Below are 20,476 nucleotides of genomic sequence, written 5' to 3' on the forward strand. Positions count from 1 at the left end.
AAACTTTGCAAAAAGGAGTGACGGGGCTTGCATAAAAAAATCATCTGCTGCCTTTTGTTTATAATAAGTATTTTTGCCTGTGTTTCCGCCTACGCCGCAGAAGTAACGGATGTGCGCTGGGGTCTGGACAGGTTCAATGTGCTTCGCCTCGTTGTGGATTTGGATTCGCCGCCCGGCTACAATATCAGCTTTCAGGGGCAGACCATGCTGGTAACGGTTAACGCCAAACTTGATGAAAAAGTAACACGCAGCTTTAAAATGCGCAGCACGCTTGCACCAACCATGACCGTTGAAGAAAGCGGCGGCAATACGGTGCTGAAGCTGCCTCTTGCGCGCACTATCGGCACGCAGGATTACAACGCGTTTACCTTAAAGAACGACCCTGTAACAAAACGCCCCAACCGCCTGGTTGTGGATATTACCGCTGATAAAACGGCAACGCCGAGCGTGGTTATTCCCAAAGCAAATACATCTGCCGAAAAGGCCAAAGCGCCTGTAACGGTGCCTAAAACAACAACTCCCAAAACTACGGCTAAAGTAACCGTGCCTAAAAAAACGGCTGTTAAAACTGAAGAAAAGAAAACCACCAAAAGCAGTTTTAAAACTGACGGCGGCCTGAAAGGCAAAAAGATTACGCTTGATGCCGGGCACGGCGGCAGCGACCCGGGGGCAATCGGCTCTAACGGCACGCGCGAAAAAGACGTAACGCTTAAAATTACCAAAAAAGTGCAGGAGCTGCTGAAGAAAAAAGGCGCCAAAGTGAGCATGACTCGCACCGGCGATACCGATGTTTACGGCCCTAACGCCAGCGATTCGCAGGAACTGCAGGCCCGCGTTGATGTGGCGGAAGACAACGACGCCGATGCTTTCATAAGCATTCACATCAATTCTTCCACCAATAAAAGCGTAGGCGGCTTCTCGTCCTACTATTATCCCAAAACAAATAACGACGCCCGTCTGGCACAGGCCGTGCAGGACAGGCTTGTTAAAAACTTCGGGCTGGATGACCTTGGCATACGCAAGGCAAACTTCTATGTAAACAAGCGCTGCAGCATGCCGTCAACCCTGCTGGAGCTGGCATTTATTTCCAACCCCAAAGAAGAAAAACTGATGAACAGCAACTGGTATATCAACAAACTGGCAAAATCCATTGCTGATGGCATTGAAGATTATTTTAAATAACGGAGGGTACTTAAAATGATGAAAAAATTTTTAACAGTACTCTGCGTGGTACTGATGACTTTGTTTGCCGCGGCCTGCACGCAGGAAAACAACGCCGTGCTGCCGGACGCCAATGCTGTTGCAGACAGCCGTGAACATACGGTAACAATTTATCGCGTACCTGCTGACGGCACCGAAAAACTGTATGCCGAAAAGGTAACCGTTAAGGGTGATAAGGAAGAACTGCCGCTTTTGGCACTGGAAGCGCTGATAAACACCAAACCGCAGAGCGATAAGCTTATTAACGCTTTTCCAAAAGGTTTAAAAATAATCAGCCTTACGGTTGACAAAGGCGTGGCCGTTGTAAATTTAAGCAAGGAAATTTACAATATTGAAGCAGGTTCTTACACCGAAATGATGCTGACTTCGGCCATAACCAATACGCTGACGGAGTTTCCGGAAATTAAAAAGGTAAACTTTTTAATAGAAGGCGAGAAAAAAGCCAGCATTAAAGGGCATATTGATTTGATGGACGCCTTTGAGCGCGATACGGATATTATAGCAAAATAACAAAGGCAGTACCGGCAGGTTCCGGTACTGCTTTTTGGCATTACAACGAACTTAGCGAAAGGATATGAAACATGGAAATTTACTGCAAAGACAGTGCGGCAACGGAAGCGCTTGGCAGGCTGCTCGGCACACTGGCGCAGGACGGCGACGTATACTGCCTCACCGGCACGCTTGGCGCGGGCAAAACGCTGTTAAGCCGCGGCATGGCAGCCGGGCTTGGCGCCGATATAAACGAAGTGAACAGCCCAACCTTTGCCATAATGAATGTATACAGTGGCAGGCTGGAAATGCGCCATTTTGATTTGTACCGCATAAAGGACAGCGATGAACTTTATAACACCGGCTTTGGCGAATACTGCGGCGGTGATGGGCTGACGGTAATAGAATGGGGCGAACTGTTTATTGACGAGCTGCCCGAAGAATATCTGCATATTAAGATAGAGCTGGAGGGCGCAGGGCGCAGGTTCGTTTTTGAGCCGCACGGCGCGCGCTACGAAAAACTTTGCGGGGAAGTGGAAAAAAATGCTGGTACTGTCAATTGATACGGCAACCAAAGCCTGCGCCGTCGGCTTATGCCGTGACGGCAAAATTTTGGCCGAATATAAAATAAATATGGGCATGACCCACTCCGAAGGGCTGATGCCTCAGTTGGAACAGCTTTTGGAGCGCACCGGCGTGCAGAAGGCAGACATTGATTTAATTGCTGTAAGCATGGGGCCGGGTTCTTTTACAGGGCTGCGCATTGGCCTTGCAACGGCAGAAGCGCTGGCCTACGCATGGAAAAAGCCTTTGCAGGGAGTGGCAACGCCGCTGGCACTGACCTATAACCTGCCGGTAAGCGGCATAGTGCTTTCGCCCGTTCTGGATGCGCAAAAGGGCAACTATTACCAGGCGCTGTATGAATGGCAGGACGGCGAAGTTGCTGAACTGCAAAGCGTGCAGGTAGTAAATAAACAGCAGCTTTTGGAAAACCTTGCCTTGCAGGGCAAACCTGCCGTTATTTTGGGCGAATGTGCAAAGCTTGAAAGCATGGAGCTGCCCGGGTGGTGCAGCCTTGCACCAGAATACCTGCGCCTGCCGCAGGCAGCAGGTACGGCACTGGCCGCGCTTAAAGCCTATAACCCCGAAGTGCAGAGCGGCATTTTCGGGCTTGAACCTTACTATATCAGAAAATCGGAGGCAGAAGAGCTATGGGAACAGAAGCACGGGAAACAGTAATCCGCCAGTTTTCTGCCGGCGATATTACAGAGGTTAGCAAAATAGAAAACAGCACGTTTTTTGACGCCTGGAACGAAAGCATGTGGCTGGACGAACTTAACAACAGCCTTACAACATACATTGTTATGGAAGAAAACGGCAAAGTTACAGGCTATGCCGGGTACTGGCTGGTGGCAGGCGAAGCGCAGATTACGCGCGTAGCCGTTGTCGCAGGAGAGCGCGAGCGCGGGCTGGGCACCAGGCTTACGGCGGCGCTGATTAACCTTGCGTGGAATGAAGGCGCCGACGCCATAACGCTGGAGGTGCGCCAGAGCAACACAGCCGCACAGAAAATGTACTTAACCTGCGGCTTCCGCGCCGAAGGCGTGCGCCCCGGCTATTATGCCGATAACCACGAAGACGCCGTAATTATGTGGCTGTACAGGGAGGCTGAAACCAATGAGTGAAGACATTTATATACTCGGCATTGAATCGAGCTGTGACGAAACTGCCGCTGCCGTTGTAAAAAACGGGCGCGAGGTTTTAAGCAACATCATTGCCTCGCAGGTGCCCATTCACCGCAAATACGGCGGCGTAGTGCCGGAAATTGCCTCGCGCAACCATATACGCAATGTACTGCCGGTAATAGATGAAGCGCTTGCCAAAGCACAGGTGCCGCTGGAGAAAATAAACGCCGTTGCCGTAACTTACGGACCGGGGCTTGTAGGCGCGCTGCTGGTGGGCCTTTCGGCAGGCAAAGCGCTGGCCTGGGCGGCAGACAAGCCGCTGATAGGCGTAAACCATCTGGAAGGGCATGTTTTTGCCAATTTTTTAAACGATAAAGACCTCAAGCCGCCGTTTCTCGCACTGGTTGTAAGCGGCGGGCATACGGCGCTGCTGGTTGTAAAGGATTACAACAGTTTTGAACTTCTGGGCCAGACCCGCGACGATGCCGCCGGTGAAGCCTTCGATAAAGTGGCGCGTGTTTTGGGGCTGCCTTATCCCGGCGGGCCGGAGGTGGAAAAACTGGCGCTGGACGGCAACCCGCTGGCGATAGATTTTCCGCGTGCCAAGCTGGGCAACAATTTTGAATTCAGCTTCAGCGGCTTAAAATCGGCGGTTATCAACTACCTGCACAATAAACAGCAGGCGGGCGAAGAAGTAAACCGCGCCGATGTTGCAGCGTCGTTTCAATATGCCATTGTGGACGCACTGGTGCAGAAAAGCGTGCACGCCCTTAAAGAAACTGGCTTGAAAGAAATTGTCCTTGCAGGCGGCGTATCGGCCAACAAAACCTTGCAGAATACACTGGCAAAGGCGGCAGAACGCGCCGGAGCGCGCCTGGTTCACCCGACTCCGATACTCTGCACGGATAATGCCGTGATGATTGCCTGCCGCGGTTATTTTATGTATATCAACGGGGAGAAAAGTCCCCTTGGTTTGAACGCTGTTCCATCGTTAAAATTGGGATAAACACTGTCTATAATGTGAACTACAAACTGTGGAAAACGTGCAAAACTCTGTGAAAAAGCATAGAATTGCACCCAATGATTGCGGAAAACTCTGTGCATAATGTGGATAACACTGTGAATTACGGTGTAAAACACTAATGTTGTAAATTTTTTGAAAACTTGGGATTAACACTATGTTAAAAAATCTTAACAGTGAACAGAAAAATATACTGGCTTCTATCAGGCAGGGCATGGATTTTGCAGCCGATATTGCCCACGCCTGCATTACAGTGTACCTTGCGTCGGATGACAAACGTTTTTTGCGTGTTTACCATCAGTCCATGCCAAAAACGCAGTTTTTGCAGCAGCCGGAACTGGCGCCCGGGCGTGAGGTACGCATCAGCGAAGAACCGCTGATTGCCCGCTGTCTGCAGCGCAATGTTCCGCTTGAAGGCAAGCGCGAGCTGAGCCTCGGGCAGTTTGCCGGCGTGCGCGTGTACCCCGTGCAGGACAGGCGCGGCAAATGCTTTGCCGCCGTGGTGTTTGATTTAAGCGGCGTTGACGATATTTTTATTAACGTGGCGTTTGAATTTTTAAAAACACCGGCACGCCCCGAGCAGGACAGCGAGTTTTACCGCCGCCTTGCCCCGGGTGATGCGCTGATGGTGGTTGACGCGGAGAAAAAAATAATCGCGGCCAATTCCACCGCCCGGCATATTTTTCAGGTGGTGGGCATTACAACGCCAATCGGCCTGCGTACCAACAGCGTGCAGATTAACTGGCCGCTGGTAGGCATGGTGCTTAAAACCGGCACGGCCGAAGGCAAGGAAATCCGCCTGCGCGGCATGCTTTTGGCCATGCGCGTGGTGCCTGTCGGCGGCACGGCGGAAGCAAGCTATGCCATTGTAATTTTGCGCGATATTACCGAACTGAAAAAGCGTGACGAAGAACTGCTTGTTAAAGCAGCGGTAATTAAAGAGATACACCACCGCGTAAAAAACAACCTGCAAACCATTGCCAGCCTGCTGCGCCTGCAAATGCGCCGCGCCAAAGCGGACGAAACCAAAAGCGTGCTGCGTGACTGCATCAGCCGCGTAAACAGCATTGCCGTTGTGCACGAATTTTTGGCGCAGCAGGGCAGCGGCACGGTGGATATGGCAGCGGTGGCGCAGGGAATTTACAAAGCGGTGCTCAGCGGCATGGCTGCGCCGGAACTGCGCCTTACAACCGGATTCAGCGCCGATAACGTTGTTATTCCTTCGGAAAAAGCAACCAGCATGGCGCTGGTATTAAACGAAATGCTCCAAAACTGCTTTGACCATGCCTTTACAGGGCGCACGCAGGGCGCCATCAGCGTGGAGCTGAAAAAAACAGAAAGCGGCTGCCGCCTTACCGTATGCGACGACGGCAACGGCCTGCCGCCGGGATTTAACGGCGTGCCGCATAGCAGCTTGGGCCTGCGCATTATTAAAACCATGGCCGAAGCCGATTTACACGGAACTTTTAAAATAGAAAACAGGCCGCAGGGAGGAACCTGCGCCGAAGTAGCAATACCTTTGGGGGGATAAAAATGGAAGGGTTAAAAATTATTATTGCCGATGACGAAGCGTTAATCCGCCTGGATTTGCGCGAAATGCTGACAGAAGCGGGGCATACGGTGCTTGGCGAAGCATCTGACGGCGAAGAAGCCGTGGAGCTTGCCCGGCGCTTAAAGCCTGATTTGGTTATTATGGACGTGAAAATGCCGAAGATGGACGGCATTACGGCAGCCGGAATTATTACCGGCCAGCATATTGCGCCTGTGCTTCTTTTAACTGCTTACAGCCAGCAGGATGTGGTTGAGCGCGCCAACAGCAGCGGCGTAATGGCATATCTGGTTAAGCCGGTGCGCGAAGAACAGCTTTTTGCCACCATGCAGGTAGCCATTGCCCGCTTTAAGGAATATCAGAAGATGGACAGCGAACTTGCTGGTTTGCGCGAAAGCCTTGAAACACGCAAACTGCTTGACCGCGCCAAAGGCATACTAATGGCGGCACACGGCTTTACGGAGGACGAAGCATACAGCAAAATGCGCCAGTACAGCATGAACCGCCGCATAACCCTTAAAGAGCTTGCCGAGGCCGTTATTGCCTCGGCAGAAAAGAAAAAATAAAATTATAAAAGCAAATAAAAAACGGTACCAGTAAAAAGGTACCGTTTTTTGGTTATAAACTGTTAATCCTTATTCAAATGTTCGTCCAGCATGCCCTGGTTAACGCTGCTGAGCGCGCTTAAGAGTTTTATTTTCAGGCGGGTAATGCGCAGGGCTTCCACTTCTTCCACGGTAATTTCCGCTTTGGGCAGTTTTACGGTCTGGCCTATCTGCGGCTGTGTGTTAAGCTGCGTGTAAACCCAGCCGCCAATGGTGTCGCACTGGCTGTCGTCAAGTTCAAGCCCGAACAGGTCGTTAACGTCCTCCAAAAGCATTTTGCCGTCAACGGAATAGCTTTTATCGGTTTCTTCTTCCACTTCGGGGCGTTCTTCGTCAAATTCGTCCTGTATTTCACCGACGATTTCTTCAAGAATGTCCTCGATAGTTACCATACCGGCGGTTCCGCCGTATTCGTCAATCAAAATGGCAAGCTGTTTGCGTTCCTTCTGCAAAAGGCGCAGCAGGTTGCTGATAGGCATGGAAACAGGCACTTCCAGCACGTCGCGGGCCAGTGTGCTTAAGTCGGGCTTTTGGCCGTCGTTAAGGGCGCGCAGCAAATCTTTAATGTGCAGAAAGCCGATGATATGGTCTTTATCCTCGTTGCAGATTGGATAACGCGTCATGCGTTCCGTCAGCGCGGTTTTGATGTTTTTATCGAAGCTGTCTTCAAGGTACAGGCAGATCATGTCGGTGCGGGGCACCATGATTTCGCCGGCACTGCGTTCGGAAAAATCAAAAACGTTATCGAGATAGGTAAGCTCGCTTTTGTCGATATAGCCGTATTTATAGCTTTCTTCCATCAAAATGCGGATTTCTTCTTCGTTGTGCGCTTCTTCCGCTTCGCTGGCGGCGCTGATGCCCATGCGGCGCAGTGTCCAGTTGGCAACATGGTTTAAAAACCATACGGCCGGGTACATCAGCTTGTCGAACATAATCAGCGGGCGCGCTACAAATAAAACAATGGCTTCCGTTTTTTGTATGGAAAGCGATTTCGGCACCAGTTCGCCAAGTACAATGTGCAGGGCGGTAATTACGGAAAAGCCTACCACAAAGGCCAGTGTGTGCTCAAGCTGCGGCGGCAGTTTAAGCAGGGCAAATACCGGCGCCAGCATTTTGGCAACGGCAGGTTCGCCAATCCAGCCAAGGCCGAGCGAGGCAAGGGTAATGCCAAGCTGCGTTACGGAAAGGTAGGCGTCAAGGTGTTCCGTTACCTGTCGTGCGTAAACCGCGCTTTTGCTGCCTTCTTTAATTAAAGTGTCGAGCCTTGAAGGGCGCACTTTAACGATAGAAAATTCTGATGCCACGAAAAAGCCGTTAAGCGCTACCAGAAATAAAATTACAATAATGTTTAAAATTATCACGAAATAATCCAAATAATGTGTTTCCGCTTGGGAAACAGTCACCTCCGCTCTAATAGCAATATTTTTTTAATTGTATCATATATTCGGGCGCGTTCAAAAGGTTAAATCGGCATAAATTGGCGTTTGTGGGGTAATTTTGGGCTTTGGTTTGCCAATGCTTCCGCACTGACCACTGTAAAGGGGCGTAACTTGTTTTTTAGCCGTTTTTCGCGGTATTAAAGGCAAAAAATACCCGGCAGGCGTTAAAACATGCCAGGTATTTGTAAATTCTGGGTAAATTGCAAAGGTTATTTAATGTAATAAATGCGGTTTTCCTTGCGCGGTGCAGCTTGCGGTTCGGGAGAGTCGGCATAGCCTAAAATGCAGTGGCCTATGCCTTCGTAATCGCCTTCAATGCCGAGCTGTTTTAAAATTTCCCTGCCTTCGGGCAGTTCAAATTCTTCTTTTGCGCGGTGAATCCAGCAGCTGGCAACGCCGAGCGCGTGGGCGGCAAGCATTAAATTGCCCATGGCAAGGCTGCCGTCGTAAACGTAAGTGGGATATTTTTTATCGGCCAGTACAATAACAACAACCGGTGCGCCGTAAAATGGGTCAATATCGGGCTTGCCAAAAATTTTGGCGTTTAATTTGCTTAATTTATCGCGCATTTCTTTATCGGTAACGGCAATCATAATGGGGTTTTGCGTGCCGTGCCCGCTGGCGGCGTAGGTGCCTGCCCTTAAAATTTCGTCAAGCACTTCCTGCGGCAGCATATCGGGTTTATATTTGCGGCAGCTTCTTCTGGTTAAAAGGTTGTTCATTGCTTCGTTCATATTTAAAACCTCCTTTGGGGGCGTATGCCCTTACAAATTTAATATAGCACCGCGGCGGCGCTTCGTCAAATATCCGCAGGGGCGGATGTGCCTGCCAAATTAAAATGTTTTATGCAAAAAATGCATTAAGATATGGTATAATTAATAGATGTAAATTTTTATAAAGGACGGTAGTTATGCGTTTAAGAAAAAAGCCATGGATTGAAACTGCAATGGAAGAATTAAAGGATAAATATGTGCTGATGCACAATCTGAAGGATTATAAAGGGCACTGGCAGGAGCGTTTCCCCGGAAAGCGCCTGTGCCTTGAAATAGGCTGCGGCAAGGGGCGATTTTTAACCGGCATGGCGGAACTGCACCCGGAAAAGGCTTTTATAGGCGTGGAAACGCAGCACGATATTTCGTATTACCCGGGCAAGTACATTATGGATAACAAACTGGAAAACGCCGTTGTTATCTGCGCAAACGCAGAGCAGCTGGAGGACTGGTTCGAGCCGGGCGAAATAAAGGAACTGTATTTGAATTTCAGCGACCCGTGGCCGAAGGCGCGCCACGCCAAACGCCGCCTTACGCACAGAAATTTTCTGGCAAAATACCAGAGACTTTTGGGCAGCGGCGGGCACCTGCGTTTTAAAACGGACAACAGGGCTCTGTTTGATTTTTCGGTAGAGGAGTTTAAGGAGTTTGGGCTGGAGATTATTGCCCTGAGCTATGATTTGCATCATTCGGAGTACGAGAACGAAGTGCAGACGGAGTATGAGCAGAAGTTCAGCGCTTTGGGCACGCCCATTAATTTTTGCGAAGTTGTGTTTAAGTAGAGGCATTTATGCAGAAACACTTTTTTATCTGGGACAATCCGCGTGACGCAGTAATATGGATTACGCTGATGCTTTTGGCGATAGGCTGCATTAATGTTTTCAGCGCCAGTTTTGTTGAAGCGACGGATATGTTCGGCGACGGCTATTTTTATTTAAAACGCTACGTTGCGTTTGCGGCGGTTGGCTTTGCCGTAATGCTGTATTTGGGGCTGCGCGGCCCTGATTACCATTTATGGCTGAGCAAGCACTGGCTGAATGTTATTTATTTTTCGGTACTGTTGTTGCTGATTGCCGTTGATACGGTTGGCGTTACAACCAAGGGTGCGCAGCGCTGGCTGTATATAGGTCCGTTCAGCTTGCAGCCTTCGGAGCTGGCAAAGCTGGCAGTGATTATGGTGTGCGCCGGTGAGCTGGGCAAGCGGCTGAAAAAACATCTGCGCCCGGCATTGTTTGATTACCCGGGCAACAAAACGATGGTAATGGCGCTGATATACGGAGCCTTGGTTTTGAAACAGCCGGACATGGGCACGGCGGCGATTGTTGTTGCGCTTTCCGTGGGCATGTATATTCTGGCAGGGCTTCCGCTGCGTATGCTGCTGCTTTTAATGGCGGGCGGCTTTGTGGGCGTTGTGGGGCTTATTGCCATTGCGCCGTACCGCCTGCAAAGGGTTCTGGTGTGGTATGACCCGTGGAGCGACCCTTCCAACGCGGGCTACCAGATGGTGCAGTCGTTAATTTCCATCGGCAGCGGCGGTGTTTTGGGCGTGCCCTGGGGGCAGGGCAGCGGCAAATTCTTTTATCTGCCGGAGGCGCATACCGACTTTGCCTTCGCCATTTACTGCCAGGAATGGGGCTTTGGCGGCGCCGTATTTTTAATTTTTCTGTTTGCGCTTTTGGGCATTGCGCTGTTCCGCATGGCGGCTGCCTGCCGTGATGAGGAGGGCTTTATGCTCATCAGCGGCGTAACGCTTCTGGTTGTGGGGCAGGCTGCTGCCAATATGCTGATGGTATGCGGCTGCCTGCCGGTTATCGGCGTGCCGCTTTCGTTTATAAGTTACGGCGGTACTTCCATGGTGGTATCGCTTACGGCGCTGGGGCTGGCGCTTTCGGTTTACAAGGCGGAGGTTAAGCGCGAAAAGCGCGAAGAACTGCTGCGTGATGCCGGTATGCCGCCCATTATGCCAACCTCTGATTTAAGGCGCAGGGGGTGGCGTAAATGAGAAAAGAATTTAAGTTTTACAGCAGCAAAAAACGCTTTTTTGGGCTGTTTGCATTAATTTTTACCGTTTTTGCCATAGTTATCGGCCGCCTGGTGTGGCTGCAAATTGTACGCGGCGACGCAATGGCGCGGCAGTCGATGGCACAGGCCATGGGCACTGACGTAATGTATTCGCCGCGCGGGGCGATTGTGGACTGCAATGGCGAAGAACTTGCCGTAAGCATTATGGCAAAATCGCTGTATGTTGACCCTGTTGAAATGGAGGACCGCCCGGACAGTGCGGCTGCCAAAAGCGGGCGCAATGTTAAGCGCCTGGCGGCAGATTTACTGGCAGGGCCGCTCGGCATAAGTGCCGAAAGCCTGTACAGCGATTTTACTACGGAAGCACGTTTTATATGGATTAAGCGTACCCTGACGCCGAAAGAGGCGGACGAGGTAACGCGCATAGTTAAGGAAAACAAGCTGCCGGGCCTGCACTTTTTGGAAGAAAGCAAGCGTTATTACACCAAAAAGAGCATGGCCGCGCAGATTCTGGGTTTTGTAGGCACGGATGACAAGGGGCTCGCCGGTATTGAGCTGGCGCTGGATTCCGTAATTAAAGGCGCCAAAACCGAGCAGGAAGAAATGGTGGACGCACTGGGACGCCCGATGGGCGAAGCGGGCATGAACCATTCGCGCCCGCAGAATATGCCGACGGTGTACCTTACAATCGACAGCAAAATTCAGTTTGTGCTGGAGGACGCGCTTGACCGCGCCATGAAGGAAACCAAATCGCGCGCGGCGGCAGCCATTTTGATGGACCCGCATACCGGCGCGGTACTTGGCATGGCTTCGCGCCCGACCTTTGACCCTAACGATTTTGGCGAATACCCCGTTTCAACGTGGACTAACAGGGCAATTTCCATTATTTACGAGCCGGGTTCTGTTTTTAAACCGATTGTAGGCTGCATGGGGCTGAGTGAAAACATCATAACGCCGCAGACCGTGTTTGAGGACAAGGGCAGCATTAAAATTGCCGACCGCGTTATCCGCAACTGGGACGGAGAAGGGCGCGGGCAGGTGCCCTTTGAGGATATTATTAAATACTCCATCAACACCGGTATGGTGCAGCTGGGCATGCAGCTCGGCGCAAACCAGATGATTGATTACAGCAAAAAGTTCGGTTTCGGCCAGCCGACGGGCATTGAACTGCCAGGCGAGGAAAGCGGCATTTTGTACAGGCCGGAAGATATGTATGAGCCTGATATTGCCACCATGGCCATCGGGCAGGGCATTGCCGTAACGCCGCTGCAAATGCTGCGCGCCATTTGCGCCATTGCCAACGGCGGCGAACTTCTGGAGCCTTACATTATTGATAAAATTGTAATGCCTGACGGGCGCGTGCTGCGCCAGGGGCAGAAGAAGGTTGTGCGCCGCGTTATTACCGAAGATGTTGCCGGGCAGATGCGCATGATGATGGAAAAAGTAGTCAGCGAGGGCGGCGGCAAACCGGCGCATATTGCAGGCTATCAGATTGCGGGCAAAACCGGTACGGCAGAAAAACTTGCCGAGCAGGGGGGCTATGCCCCGGGCGAATACATAGCGTCTTTTGTGGGCTTTGTTCCGGCAGCCAATCCGCAGTATGCGATGCTGGTAATGCTTGATACGCCGCAGGGCGCGTTTTACGGTTCGCAGGTATCGGCGCCGGTATTTAAGGATACTTTGCAGCAGATACTTGTTGCCAAAGGCATTCAGCCAAGCACGCACGAAGGGCTGCCTTCTTTTGAGGAAGACGCCAAAGACAAGGCCAAAGCCGTTAAAGTGCCGGTAATGGAATTTTTGCCGGACAACAAAGTAAAGATACCGGATTTTACCGGGCTTGACATGCGCCAGACGGCAGAACTGGTGCAGCGCGGGCATCTGGTGCTGGTGCCTTACGGCAGCGGCAGGGCGAAGAAGCAGTCGCTGCCGCCGGGAACTGTTGCCGCGGAAGGCACAAAACTGGAAATATGGTTTGAATAATTTATCTCTACCGGAAGGAAAAAGGAACTCCGGCAGAGAATAAAACAAAGATATAGTTATTTAAGTGCAGAAAAGGGAGGTACCAAGATGTTATCGGATATTGAAATTGCTCAAAAGGCGCATATGCTGCCCATTACTGAAGTTGCCGGAAAACTCGGCATCGGTGAGGAAGATATTGAGTTATACGGACGCTACAAGGCAAAACTTTCCATGGATTTAATTAAAAGAGTGCAGGATAAGCCTGACGGCAAACTTATTCTGGTTACGGCCATTACCCCGACCCCTGCCGGTGAAGGTAAATCCACCACTACGGTAGGCCTGGCACAGGGGCTTGCCAAAATCGGGCAAAAAGTTATTGTGGCCCTGCGCGAACCTTCGCTCGGCCCCTGCATGGGCATTAAGGGCGGCGCAGCAGGCGGCGGCTATTCTCAGGTTGTGCCTATGGAGGACATTAACCTGCATTTTACCGGCGATTTCCATGCCATAACATCTGCCCATATGCTTCTGGCAGCCATGCTTGACAACCATATTCAGCAGGGCAATGCGCTTAATATCGACCCGCGCCGCATTGTGTGGAAACGTGTTGTCGATATGAATGACCGCGAGCTGCGCAACATAGTTGTCGGCCTCGGCGGCAAAGCGCACGGCGTACCGCGCCAGGACGGCTTTGATATTACCGTAGCTTCGGAGGTTATGGCTATTTTGTGCCTGGCAACCGGCCTGCACGATTTAAAAGAACGCCTGAGCAAAATTATTGTAGCTTACGATTACAGCGGCAACCCCATTACCGCAGGTATGCTTAAAGCACAGGGCGCAATGGCGGCACTGTTAAAAGACGCTGTAAAACCGAACCTTGTACAGACTCTGGAAAATGTGCCTGCCATTATTCACGGCGGCCCGTTTGCCAATATTGCCCACGGCTGCAACAGCGTAATGGCAACCAAAACGGCGCTCAAACTTGCCGATTACACTATTACGGAAGCAGGCTTTGGCGCAGACCTTGGCGCAGAAAAATTCTTTGACATTAAATGTCGTTATGCTTGTTTAAAACCGGATGCAGTTGTGCTGGTTGCAACCGTACGCGCGCTTAAAATGCACGGCGGCGTGCCGAAAACAGACCTTGCAACTCCGGATGTGGAAGCTGTAAAACGCGGCATTGTCAACCTTGAAAAGCATATCGAAAACATTAAGCAGTACGGTTTGCCTCTGGTTGTTGCCATTAACGCCTTTGAACAGGATACCCCGGAAGAACTGGAAGCCATCCGCAGCCACTGCGCCGCACACGGTGTAAACGTTGCGCTTTCGGAAGTATTTGCCAAAGGCGGCGAAGGCGGCATTGAACTGGCGAAAGAAGTTGTGGCGCTGGCAACAAGCGGCAAAGCCGATTTTAAACTTCTGTACGGCGAAGAACTGAGCCTGAAAGAAAAAATTGAAACCATTGCCAAAAAGATTTACGGTGCAGTGGGCGTAAACTACACCAAAGAAGCAAACAATGCTTTGAAGGACTTTGAAAAAATGGGCTATGGGCATTTGCCTGTCTGCATGGCCAAAACCCAGTATTCCTTCTCGGATGACCCGGCACTTCTGGGCCGCCCGGAAGGCTTTGAAATTACTATTAAAAACTGCCGTATCGCAGCCGGCGCAGGCTTTGTGGTAGTATTAACCGGCGATATTATGACCATGCCGGGCCTGCCGAAAGTTCCTGCGGCCGAAAAAATTGACGTAAGCGACGACGGCGTAATAAGCGGACTGTTTTAAGGAGAACTGTTATGGAAACTTTGATTATGAGGGGAAAACCCGCTGCCGATGCTTACCGCGAAACCATTATGCAGCGTGTGGCCAATGCGCTTGGCAAAGGGCGTAAAGTAACGCTGGCAATTATTGTTGTCGGCGATGACCCGGCTTCGCACGTTTACAAAGACCGTTTAATGAAACTTGCTGAAAGCATGGGCATTTATGTTAAAGAACTTTTATATCCTGCCGATACCAAACAGGAGGATTTGCTGCGCGACATTGCCCGCATGAACCACAACCGTTACGTTACCGGTGTGCTGCCGATGATGCCGATGCCCAAACCGCTGGACAGCGATACAATCGGCGCGGCAGTTACTGCCAGCAAGGATGTGGACTGCCTGAACGTGAAAAACGTGGGCGATATGTACCTTGGCTATGGCAAAATGTCACCCTGCACGCCGCGTGCCTGCATGGCAACGCTTGAACATTACGGCATTGAACTGGAAGGCAAGCATGCCGTTGTAATCGGCCGCAGCAATGTTGTAGGCAAACCGGTTGCCAATTTGCTTTTAAACAAAAACGCCACCGTTACCATCTGCCACAGCAAAACCAAAAACATTGCCGAAATTACCCGCCAGGCGGATATTATCGTTGCGGCAGTAGGCAAGCCCTGCTTTGTAACGCCCGATATGATTAAAGAAGGCGCAGTTGTTGTGGACGTTGGCATTAACGCCGTTGACGGCAAACTGGTGGGCGACGTTGACCCTGCCGTTGTAGGCAAGGCCTCGGCTTACACTCCGGTGCCGGGCGGCATAGGCGTTGTAAGCAACATGATGGTAATGGATTTGCTTACACGCAATCAGTAACAGGGCGGCGCGTATAAATGAAAAAATTTTTATGGCTGCTGCTGTTAGTGCTGTTTGCAGGTTTTATCTTTTTTAATTCTTCGCTGCCTGCGGAAACCTCATACAAAGCAAGCGGGCTGCTGGCCCAGTGGCTTGACAGCCTGTATGCCGCTATCGGCGACCCGATGCCGGTAGACCGTCTGGAAGCACGCCTGCGCAAGCTGGCACATTTTGTGGAATTTGCCGTTCTGGCAATGATTATGGTTAATACCTTTATCAGCTGGCGCGTGTCCAACCGTGTGGCATCCGGCTATATCCTGTTTTTGGGGCTGGCCGTTGCCGTAGCGGATGAGTACATTCAGCTTTCGGTGCCGGGGCGTACGGCGCAGGTTACCGATATTGTGCTTGATTTCTGCGGCGTGTTCATTATCTGGCTGTGCCGCGAAATATGGCTGTGGAGCAAAAAGTAGCGCAGCAAAATACAATAACAAAATACGTTGCAAATAAAAACACCGCTTTTACAGCGGTGTTTTTGCGTATATGAGTATAATAGCAATACATTGTTGTTTTGTTCAAACAAAATATTTATCTTGATACGGCTCAGTAAAAATGTTGCGGCTTCTCCGATTTCGTCCGGGCGCGGCACCGGACTCTCGTACTTTTAAGCCTTGATTTTATCCGCCGCAGTTTTTATCTGTCGCCTCACAATATAAATATTTTATTTGAACTATTCTTACTTTTTCAGTAAATTGCAAAGGCTATATAAACCTTTTGCCGGAAAGTTATATTTACTTTCTTACAGCTCTTTAATAAACTTGCACAGCTTGTCAACAGCATCCTGTGAGGTAGACCAGCTGGTGCAGATACGGGCGGCCACTCTGCCGTCAGGCAGGTTTTCATAAAGGCCGAGTTTAAAATGGCTGTTTATTTTTTCGTACATTTCTTTGGTAATGATGATGAACTGCTGATTGGTGGGTGAATCAGTCAAGAATTCAAAGCCGCATTCTTTAAGCACGGCTTTAATCTGCATGGCAGTATCAATACCCTGTTTGCAGATACGGTAGTATAAACCGTTGGTGAACATAGCTTCAAACTGAATGCCAAGCAGGCGGCCTTTGGCAAGTACGCTGCCGCACTGTTTCATCAGCGGAATAAAATCTTCTTTAATGGCAGGGTTTAAAACAACTGCCGCTTCGCCGAAAAGCATACCGCATTTGGTGCCGCCAATATAGAACACGTCGCAGTTATTGGCAATGTCCTGCATGGTAAAATCGCAGGCGGGAGAAGTAAGCCCGTAACCGAGGCGTGCACCGTCAATAAACAGGTATAAATTATACTGCTTGCATACGGCGTATAAATCTTCCAGTTCTTTTTTGCTGTACAGCGTGCCGGTTTCCGTAGGCTGCGAAATATAAACCATTTTAGGCATTACAATATGCTCGCGGCTGGGGTCGTGCAGGTATTTTTCCTGTTCGGCGACAATCTGGGCGGCGGTAATTTTGCCGTCCTCATCGGGCACTACAAGCACCTTGTGGCCGCTGCGTTCAATGGCGCCGGCTTCGTGCGTGTTAATATGGCTGCGCGCAGTGCCGTAAACGCCGTGGAAGGGGCGCAGGGAGGCGGAGATAATAGTCAGGTTGGTCTGCGTGCCAGCCATCATAAAATAAACGTCCGCATCCGGGCGGCCGCATTCTTTCTGAATCAGCGCGCGGGCAGCTTCGCAGTATGCGTCCTCGCCGTAGCCTGATGTTTCTTCAAGATTGGTTGCTCCCAAAACTTCTAAAATTTCCGGCGTGCAGCCGGTAGTGTAGTCACTGGTAAAATAATACATCTTTCAGCCTTCTTTCGTTATTTGGCACGCCTGCTGCGGATAACCTCAAAAATAATCGGGGTAAGCGAAAACAGAATAATGCCCATGGTTACATACGAAAAGTTTTGTTTGATAAACGGAATGTTTCCGAAAAAGTAGCCGCCGCCGAGGAATAAAAATACCCAGGTGCAGGCGCCGCTGACATTGTAAATGGCAAAGGTGCGGTAGTGCATGGTGCCGATGCCTGCTACAAAAGGCGCAAAGGTACGCACAATCGGGGCAAAACGGGCCAGGAAAATAGCTTTGTGGCCGTGCTTGGCATAAAAGTCTTCGGCTTTTTTTACGTACTCCGGCTTAATCAGCTTTGAATTGGCGGCAAGTATTTTATGCCCCAGGTGCTTGCCTATCTCGTAGTTGCAGGCATCGCCAGTGATTGAAGCCACAAGGAAAATAACGGCCAGAAGCGGCAGGCTGAGCCCTTCGGCAGATGCCGCCAGCGCGCCGCAGGCAAACAAAAGCGAATCGCCCGGCAGAAACGGCGTTACCACAAGCCCTGTTTCACAAAAAACAATAATGAACAAAAATGCGTAAATCCAGTGCCCGTAGGCTTCCATAACAACGGGCAGGTAACGGTCAAAATGCAGGATAAAATCGGCAATGTTGGAATAAATAGCTTCCATCGGCTCCTCCTTATACAAAAACTAACAATATTTTAACATAAAGAAACAAAAAATAATAGAAAAATAATTTGTAAGCATAAGCTGACTTTGTGCTGTCACTTTATGTTATATGTGTTATAATAGCACTATAAAATTAAATTTGTATTAAAGGAGATTTTTATGGATATTGAAGTAATAAAAGCAAAAATAGCCGAATTCAAGGCCAAAGGCTGCGAAGTTCCCGATATGGATATGATAAAAACGCCGGAACAGATTGAAGGCATCCGTGCGGCAGCCAAGATTAACAATGCCTGCCTTGATTTGATTGCCCAAAAAATTAAAGCCGGCATGACGACGGAAGAAATTGACGCACTGGCGTATGATTTTATTACCAAAAGCGGCGGTATTCCGGCCTGCCTCGGTTTTTACGGCTTTCCTAAAAGCATCTGCACTTCGGTTAATGACCAGGTTTGCCACGGTATTCCCGATAAAACGGTGCTCAAAAGCGGCGACATTGTTAACGTTGACGTAACCACTATTTACAACGGTTATTATGCCGATGCTTCGCGCATGTTTATGATTGGCAAGGTTTCCAAGCCGAATCAGGATTTGGTTGCCATTACCAAAGAATGTATGCGCCGCGGCGTGGAAGCCTGCAAACCGTGGGCCTTTATCGGCGATATCGGCGCTGCCATTGCCCCGTTTGCACGCAAGCATGGTTACAGCGTGGTAACGGAATTTGGCGGGCATGGCGTTGGTGTGGATTTCCACGAAGAACCTTTTGTGTGCCACGACAGCAAAAAAAATACCGGCATGCTGATGGTGCCGGGCATGGTATTTACGGTTGAGCCGATGATTAACGCCGGCCGCCGCGATGTGTTTATCGACGCTTCAAACGACTGGACTGTTTATACGCAGGACGGCAGCATGTCGGCCCAGTGGGAAAACACGGTGCTTGTTACAGATACCGGCGTGGAAGTACTGGCCTGGTAAGGCGCAGCAGCACCAAATTTATACTTTAGTTTAAAACAAAATACGCATAAAATAAAAATCCCGCTTTTGGCGGGATTTTTTGTACAATTATTTGCTTTCTTTGTTTTCGGTGCCGTCTTTAACTTCTGCCGCTGCTTTTTCGGCTTCGCGTTTGGCTTTGGCGTCCTGCATGGCGTCATAGCGGTCGTATTCGTCCCAGTCGGGATGCGCTTCGGCAATTTCGCGTTCCAGTTCTTCGTCGGCACGTTTTTCTGCTTCGGCAGCTTCTTTGCGTGCCTTGGCTTCGGCGCGGCGTTCTTCTTTGGTTTTCTTCTTTTCTTTTACGGGCTGGGGTACGGGGTCTTCGCCGAAGCGGTTAGGCCCTTTGGTGCCGCGGAAGAAAATCAGGAACAGATTGAAAAGCTGGGCAATGTAAAATAAAATTGCTGCTGCAAGGTCAATGGCGGTGTTGCCGGTGTTTACGGTGCTTAAAAGCGCGCCGGAACCCAGAAGCATCCACCAGCCGCTTAAATTAAGGTCGTGCAGGCGGCGCACGCCGAGCGAAATGCTGGCAATAATCAGCGGAATATAATAAACCCAGAACACCAGCGATTTGCGCACGTTGGTGGCAAAATGCGCGGGGTCTTCCTTAAGGTGCGGTTCGGCGTTGATAACGATTAAAACAAAAAAGATACTGATGGCGCCAAGCATCATCAGGCGCATTAAAAAGGGCTTGCGGTTCAAACGCCCTTTAAAGCTGAAATAATCATGTTTAAACTCTTTTACTGTCATAAAAAACCTCCGGTCAAAATGTCATACAAAAACTTATATTCGCTGCGGGCGTCGTTATTCCTGCCTGTTTTTGCGCTTTTGCTGCCAAAATGCGTGGAATTTATCTGCCAGTTCCGTTTTGCCGCATTTGGCAGGCCAAAGTTCGGCATTGGCAAAACGCATGGCTGCCGCCAGATGGTCGTACGCTTCAGCGTTGAAGCCCTGCAGCGAGCGCAGCAGTTCTTTGGCTTCCTGGCGTTTGGTGTGGCCGTCGTAGGGGCAGGGGTTTTTCAGCGGGTGCAGGTTAAGCTCGTCAACCATACTGATGATTTCAGCTTCGCGGTAATATAAAAGCGGGCGTATTAAGGTAAGCCCCGTGCGTGAAAGCGGCGTTACCGGCAGAAAGGTTTTAAGCTGGCCGCTGGCAACAAGGTTTAAAAAGAAGGTTTCCACGGCGTCATCATGGTGGTGCGCCCAGGCAACTTTGTTAAAGCCCAGCTCCAGCGCCGTGCGGTTGGTGGCTGCGCGGCGGAAATAAGCGCAGGTAAAGCACGGCGTGTTGGTGCGGTGCTGCCATGCTTCGGTAACATCAACTTTGCTGCTGTAATGTTTAAGCCCGTACTGCGCGCAGAAGCTTTCCAAAGCAGCTTTGGGAAAATCGGTGCTGAACATGGTATCAACCGTGTAGCAGGCAAGGTCAAACTTAAAAGGCGCATACTGCTGCACTTCGGCCAGCGCGGCCGTTAAAAACATACTGTCTTTGCCGCCGCTTAAGCCAATCAGCACGCGGTCGCCTTCCTTCAGCATTTCAAATTCTATTATGCAGCGCCACAGTTTGCCCAAAAGGGCTGCGGGCACAAAAGGTTTACGGCTCATAGCTGCTCCTTAAAACATGGTAAAATTT

General features: G+C 50.3%; 21 protein-coding genes. 15 read left to right on the top strand and 6 right to left on the bottom strand.

Annotation, left to right across the window (positions count from 1 at the left end; all coding sequences use genetic code 11):
* Nucleotides 1–27 precede the first annotated feature (27 nt).
* The 8 genes from M3079_RS06080 (at nucleotide 28) to M3079_RS06115 (ending at nucleotide 6,531) form a co-directional block, all read left to right on the top strand.
* Nucleotides 28–1,182, top strand: a complete 1,155-nt coding sequence (locus M3079_RS06080; RefSeq protein WP_249077973.1) for an N-acetylmuramoyl-L-alanine amidase — start codon at nucleotides 28–30, stop codon at nucleotides 1,180–1,182.
* A 15-nt stretch (nucleotides 1,183–1,197) separates the two neighbouring features.
* Entirely contained in the window at nucleotides 1,198–1,731 is a 534-nt protein-coding gene (locus M3079_RS06085; protein ID WP_249077976.1) for a GerMN domain-containing protein, read from the top strand.
* A 71-nt stretch (nucleotides 1,732–1,802) separates the two neighbouring features.
* Nucleotides 1,803–2,273 carry a tRNA (adenosine(37)-N6)-threonylcarbamoyltransferase complex ATPase subunit type 1 TsaE gene (gene tsaE, locus M3079_RS06090; protein ID WP_249077978.1) on the top strand — a complete coding sequence of 157 codons (471 nt, stop codon included), beginning with the start codon at nucleotides 1,803–1,805 and terminating at the stop codon, nucleotides 2,271–2,273.
* Nucleotides 2,254–2,949, top strand: a complete 696-nt coding sequence (gene tsaB, locus M3079_RS06095; protein WP_249077980.1) for a tRNA (adenosine(37)-N6)-threonylcarbamoyltransferase complex dimerization subunit type 1 TsaB — start codon at nucleotides 2,254–2,256, stop codon at nucleotides 2,947–2,949. Before tsaE ends, tsaB begins: the two co-directional genes overlap by 20 nt.
* Nucleotides 2,922–3,395 (top strand): ribosomal protein S18-alanine N-acetyltransferase, encoded by a 474-nt coding sequence (gene rimI / locus M3079_RS06100; RefSeq protein WP_249077982.1) that lies wholly within the window; start codon nucleotides 2,922–2,924, stop codon nucleotides 3,393–3,395. Before tsaB ends, rimI begins: the two co-directional genes overlap by 28 nt.
* Nucleotides 3,388–4,401 carry a tRNA (adenosine(37)-N6)-threonylcarbamoyltransferase complex transferase subunit TsaD gene (tsaD, locus tag M3079_RS06105; protein ID WP_249077983.1) on the top strand — a complete coding sequence of 338 codons (1,014 nt, stop codon included), beginning with the start codon at nucleotides 3,388–3,390 and terminating at the stop codon, nucleotides 4,399–4,401. Before rimI ends, tsaD begins: the two co-directional genes overlap by 8 nt.
* 172 nt (nucleotides 4,402–4,573) lie before the next feature.
* Nucleotides 4,574–5,947 (top strand): sensor histidine kinase, encoded by a 1,374-nt coding sequence (locus tag M3079_RS06110; protein ID WP_249077985.1) that lies wholly within the window; start codon nucleotides 4,574–4,576, stop codon nucleotides 5,945–5,947.
* Between the two features lie 2 nt (nucleotides 5,948–5,949).
* A complete protein-coding gene (locus tag M3079_RS06115; RefSeq protein WP_249077987.1) occupies nucleotides 5,950–6,531 on the top strand; it encodes a response regulator in 582 nt (193 codons plus the stop codon).
* A 62-nt stretch (nucleotides 6,532–6,593) separates the two neighbouring features.
* Here the strand turns inward: M3079_RS06115 and M3079_RS06120 are convergent, their stop codons facing one another.
* Both M3079_RS06120 and M3079_RS06125 read right to left on the bottom strand, forming a co-directional pair.
* Nucleotides 6,594–7,943, bottom strand: a complete 1,350-nt coding sequence (locus M3079_RS06120; protein WP_249077989.1) for a hemolysin family protein — start codon at nucleotides 7,941–7,943, stop codon at nucleotides 6,594–6,596.
* 275 nt (nucleotides 7,944–8,218) lie between these two features.
* The gene (locus M3079_RS06125) at nucleotides 8,219–8,743 is read right to left on the bottom strand and encodes a nitroreductase (protein WP_249077993.1); all 525 of its coding nucleotides are present in this window, start codon (nucleotides 8,741–8,743) and stop codon (nucleotides 8,219–8,221) included.
* Nucleotides 8,744–8,919: 176 nt separating this feature from the next.
* Between M3079_RS06125 and trmB the strand changes: the two genes are divergently transcribed.
* The 6 genes from trmB (at nucleotide 8,920) to M3079_RS06155 (ending at nucleotide 15,830) form a co-directional block, all read left to right on the top strand.
* Complete coding sequence (trmB, locus tag M3079_RS06130; RefSeq protein WP_249077996.1) at nucleotides 8,920–9,561, top strand: tRNA (guanosine(46)-N7)-methyltransferase TrmB; 642 nt, start codon at nucleotides 8,920–8,922, stop codon at nucleotides 9,559–9,561.
* An 8-nt stretch (nucleotides 9,562–9,569) separates the two neighbouring features.
* Nucleotides 9,570–10,781: a putative peptidoglycan glycosyltransferase FtsW gene (locus M3079_RS06135; RefSeq protein ID WP_249077997.1), complete on the top strand. Its 1,212-nt coding sequence runs from the start codon at nucleotides 9,570–9,572 to the stop codon at nucleotides 10,779–10,781.
* A complete protein-coding gene (locus M3079_RS06140) occupies nucleotides 10,778–12,781 on the top strand; it encodes a penicillin-binding transpeptidase domain-containing protein (protein ID WP_249077999.1) in 2,004 nt (667 codons plus the stop codon). Before M3079_RS06135 ends, M3079_RS06140 begins: the two co-directional genes overlap by 4 nt.
* Before the next feature lie 87 nt (nucleotides 12,782–12,868).
* Nucleotides 12,869–14,539, top strand: coding sequence for a formate--tetrahydrofolate ligase (locus tag M3079_RS06145; protein ID WP_249078001.1), 1,671 nt, complete (start codon nucleotides 12,869–12,871; stop codon nucleotides 14,537–14,539).
* An 11-nt stretch (nucleotides 14,540–14,550) separates the two neighbouring features.
* Nucleotides 14,551–15,381 (top strand): tetrahydrofolate dehydrogenase/cyclohydrolase catalytic domain-containing protein, encoded by an 831-nt coding sequence (locus M3079_RS06150; protein ID WP_249078003.1) that lies wholly within the window; start codon nucleotides 14,551–14,553, stop codon nucleotides 15,379–15,381.
* Between the two features lie 17 nt (nucleotides 15,382–15,398).
* Complete coding sequence (locus tag M3079_RS06155) at nucleotides 15,399–15,830, top strand: VanZ family protein (protein ID WP_249078005.1); 432 nt, start codon at nucleotides 15,399–15,401, stop codon at nucleotides 15,828–15,830.
* A 326-nt stretch (nucleotides 15,831–16,156) separates the two neighbouring features.
* Here the strand turns inward: M3079_RS06155 and M3079_RS06160 are convergent, their stop codons facing one another.
* Nucleotides 16,157–17,191: an aminotransferase class I/II-fold pyridoxal phosphate-dependent enzyme gene (locus M3079_RS06160; RefSeq protein ID WP_249078006.1), complete on the bottom strand. Its 1,035-nt coding sequence runs from the start codon at nucleotides 17,189–17,191 to the stop codon at nucleotides 16,157–16,159.
* Nucleotides 17,192–17,208: 17 nt separating this feature from the next.
* Nucleotides 17,209–17,850 (bottom strand): DedA family protein, encoded by a 642-nt coding sequence (locus M3079_RS06165; protein WP_249078008.1) that lies wholly within the window; start codon nucleotides 17,848–17,850, stop codon nucleotides 17,209–17,211.
* Between the two features lie 159 nt (nucleotides 17,851–18,009).
* Here M3079_RS06165 and map point away from each other — a divergent pair, with 159 nt between their 5' ends.
* Complete coding sequence (gene map, locus M3079_RS06170; protein ID WP_249078010.1) at nucleotides 18,010–18,822, top strand: type I methionyl aminopeptidase; 813 nt, start codon at nucleotides 18,010–18,012, stop codon at nucleotides 18,820–18,822.
* An 87-nt stretch (nucleotides 18,823–18,909) separates the two neighbouring features.
* Here the strand turns inward: map and M3079_RS06175 are convergent, their stop codons facing one another.
* Both M3079_RS06175 and M3079_RS06180 read right to left on the bottom strand, forming a co-directional pair.
* Complete coding sequence (locus tag M3079_RS06175; protein WP_249078012.1) at nucleotides 18,910–19,593, bottom strand: DUF805 domain-containing protein; 684 nt, start codon at nucleotides 19,591–19,593, stop codon at nucleotides 18,910–18,912.
* Between the two features lie 54 nt (nucleotides 19,594–19,647).
* Nucleotides 19,648–20,448, bottom strand: a complete 801-nt coding sequence (locus tag M3079_RS06180; RefSeq protein WP_249078014.1) for a tRNA 2-thiocytidine biosynthesis TtcA family protein — start codon at nucleotides 20,446–20,448, stop codon at nucleotides 19,648–19,650.
* Nucleotides 20,449–20,476: the final 28 nt, after the last annotated feature.

Origin of the sequence: Phascolarctobacterium sp. ET69 (genome assembly GCF_023336935.1) — a bacterium.
GTDB classification, from domain to species: Bacteria; Bacillota; Negativicutes; order Acidaminococcales; family Acidaminococcaceae; genus Fusicatenibacter_A; species Fusicatenibacter_A intestinipullorum.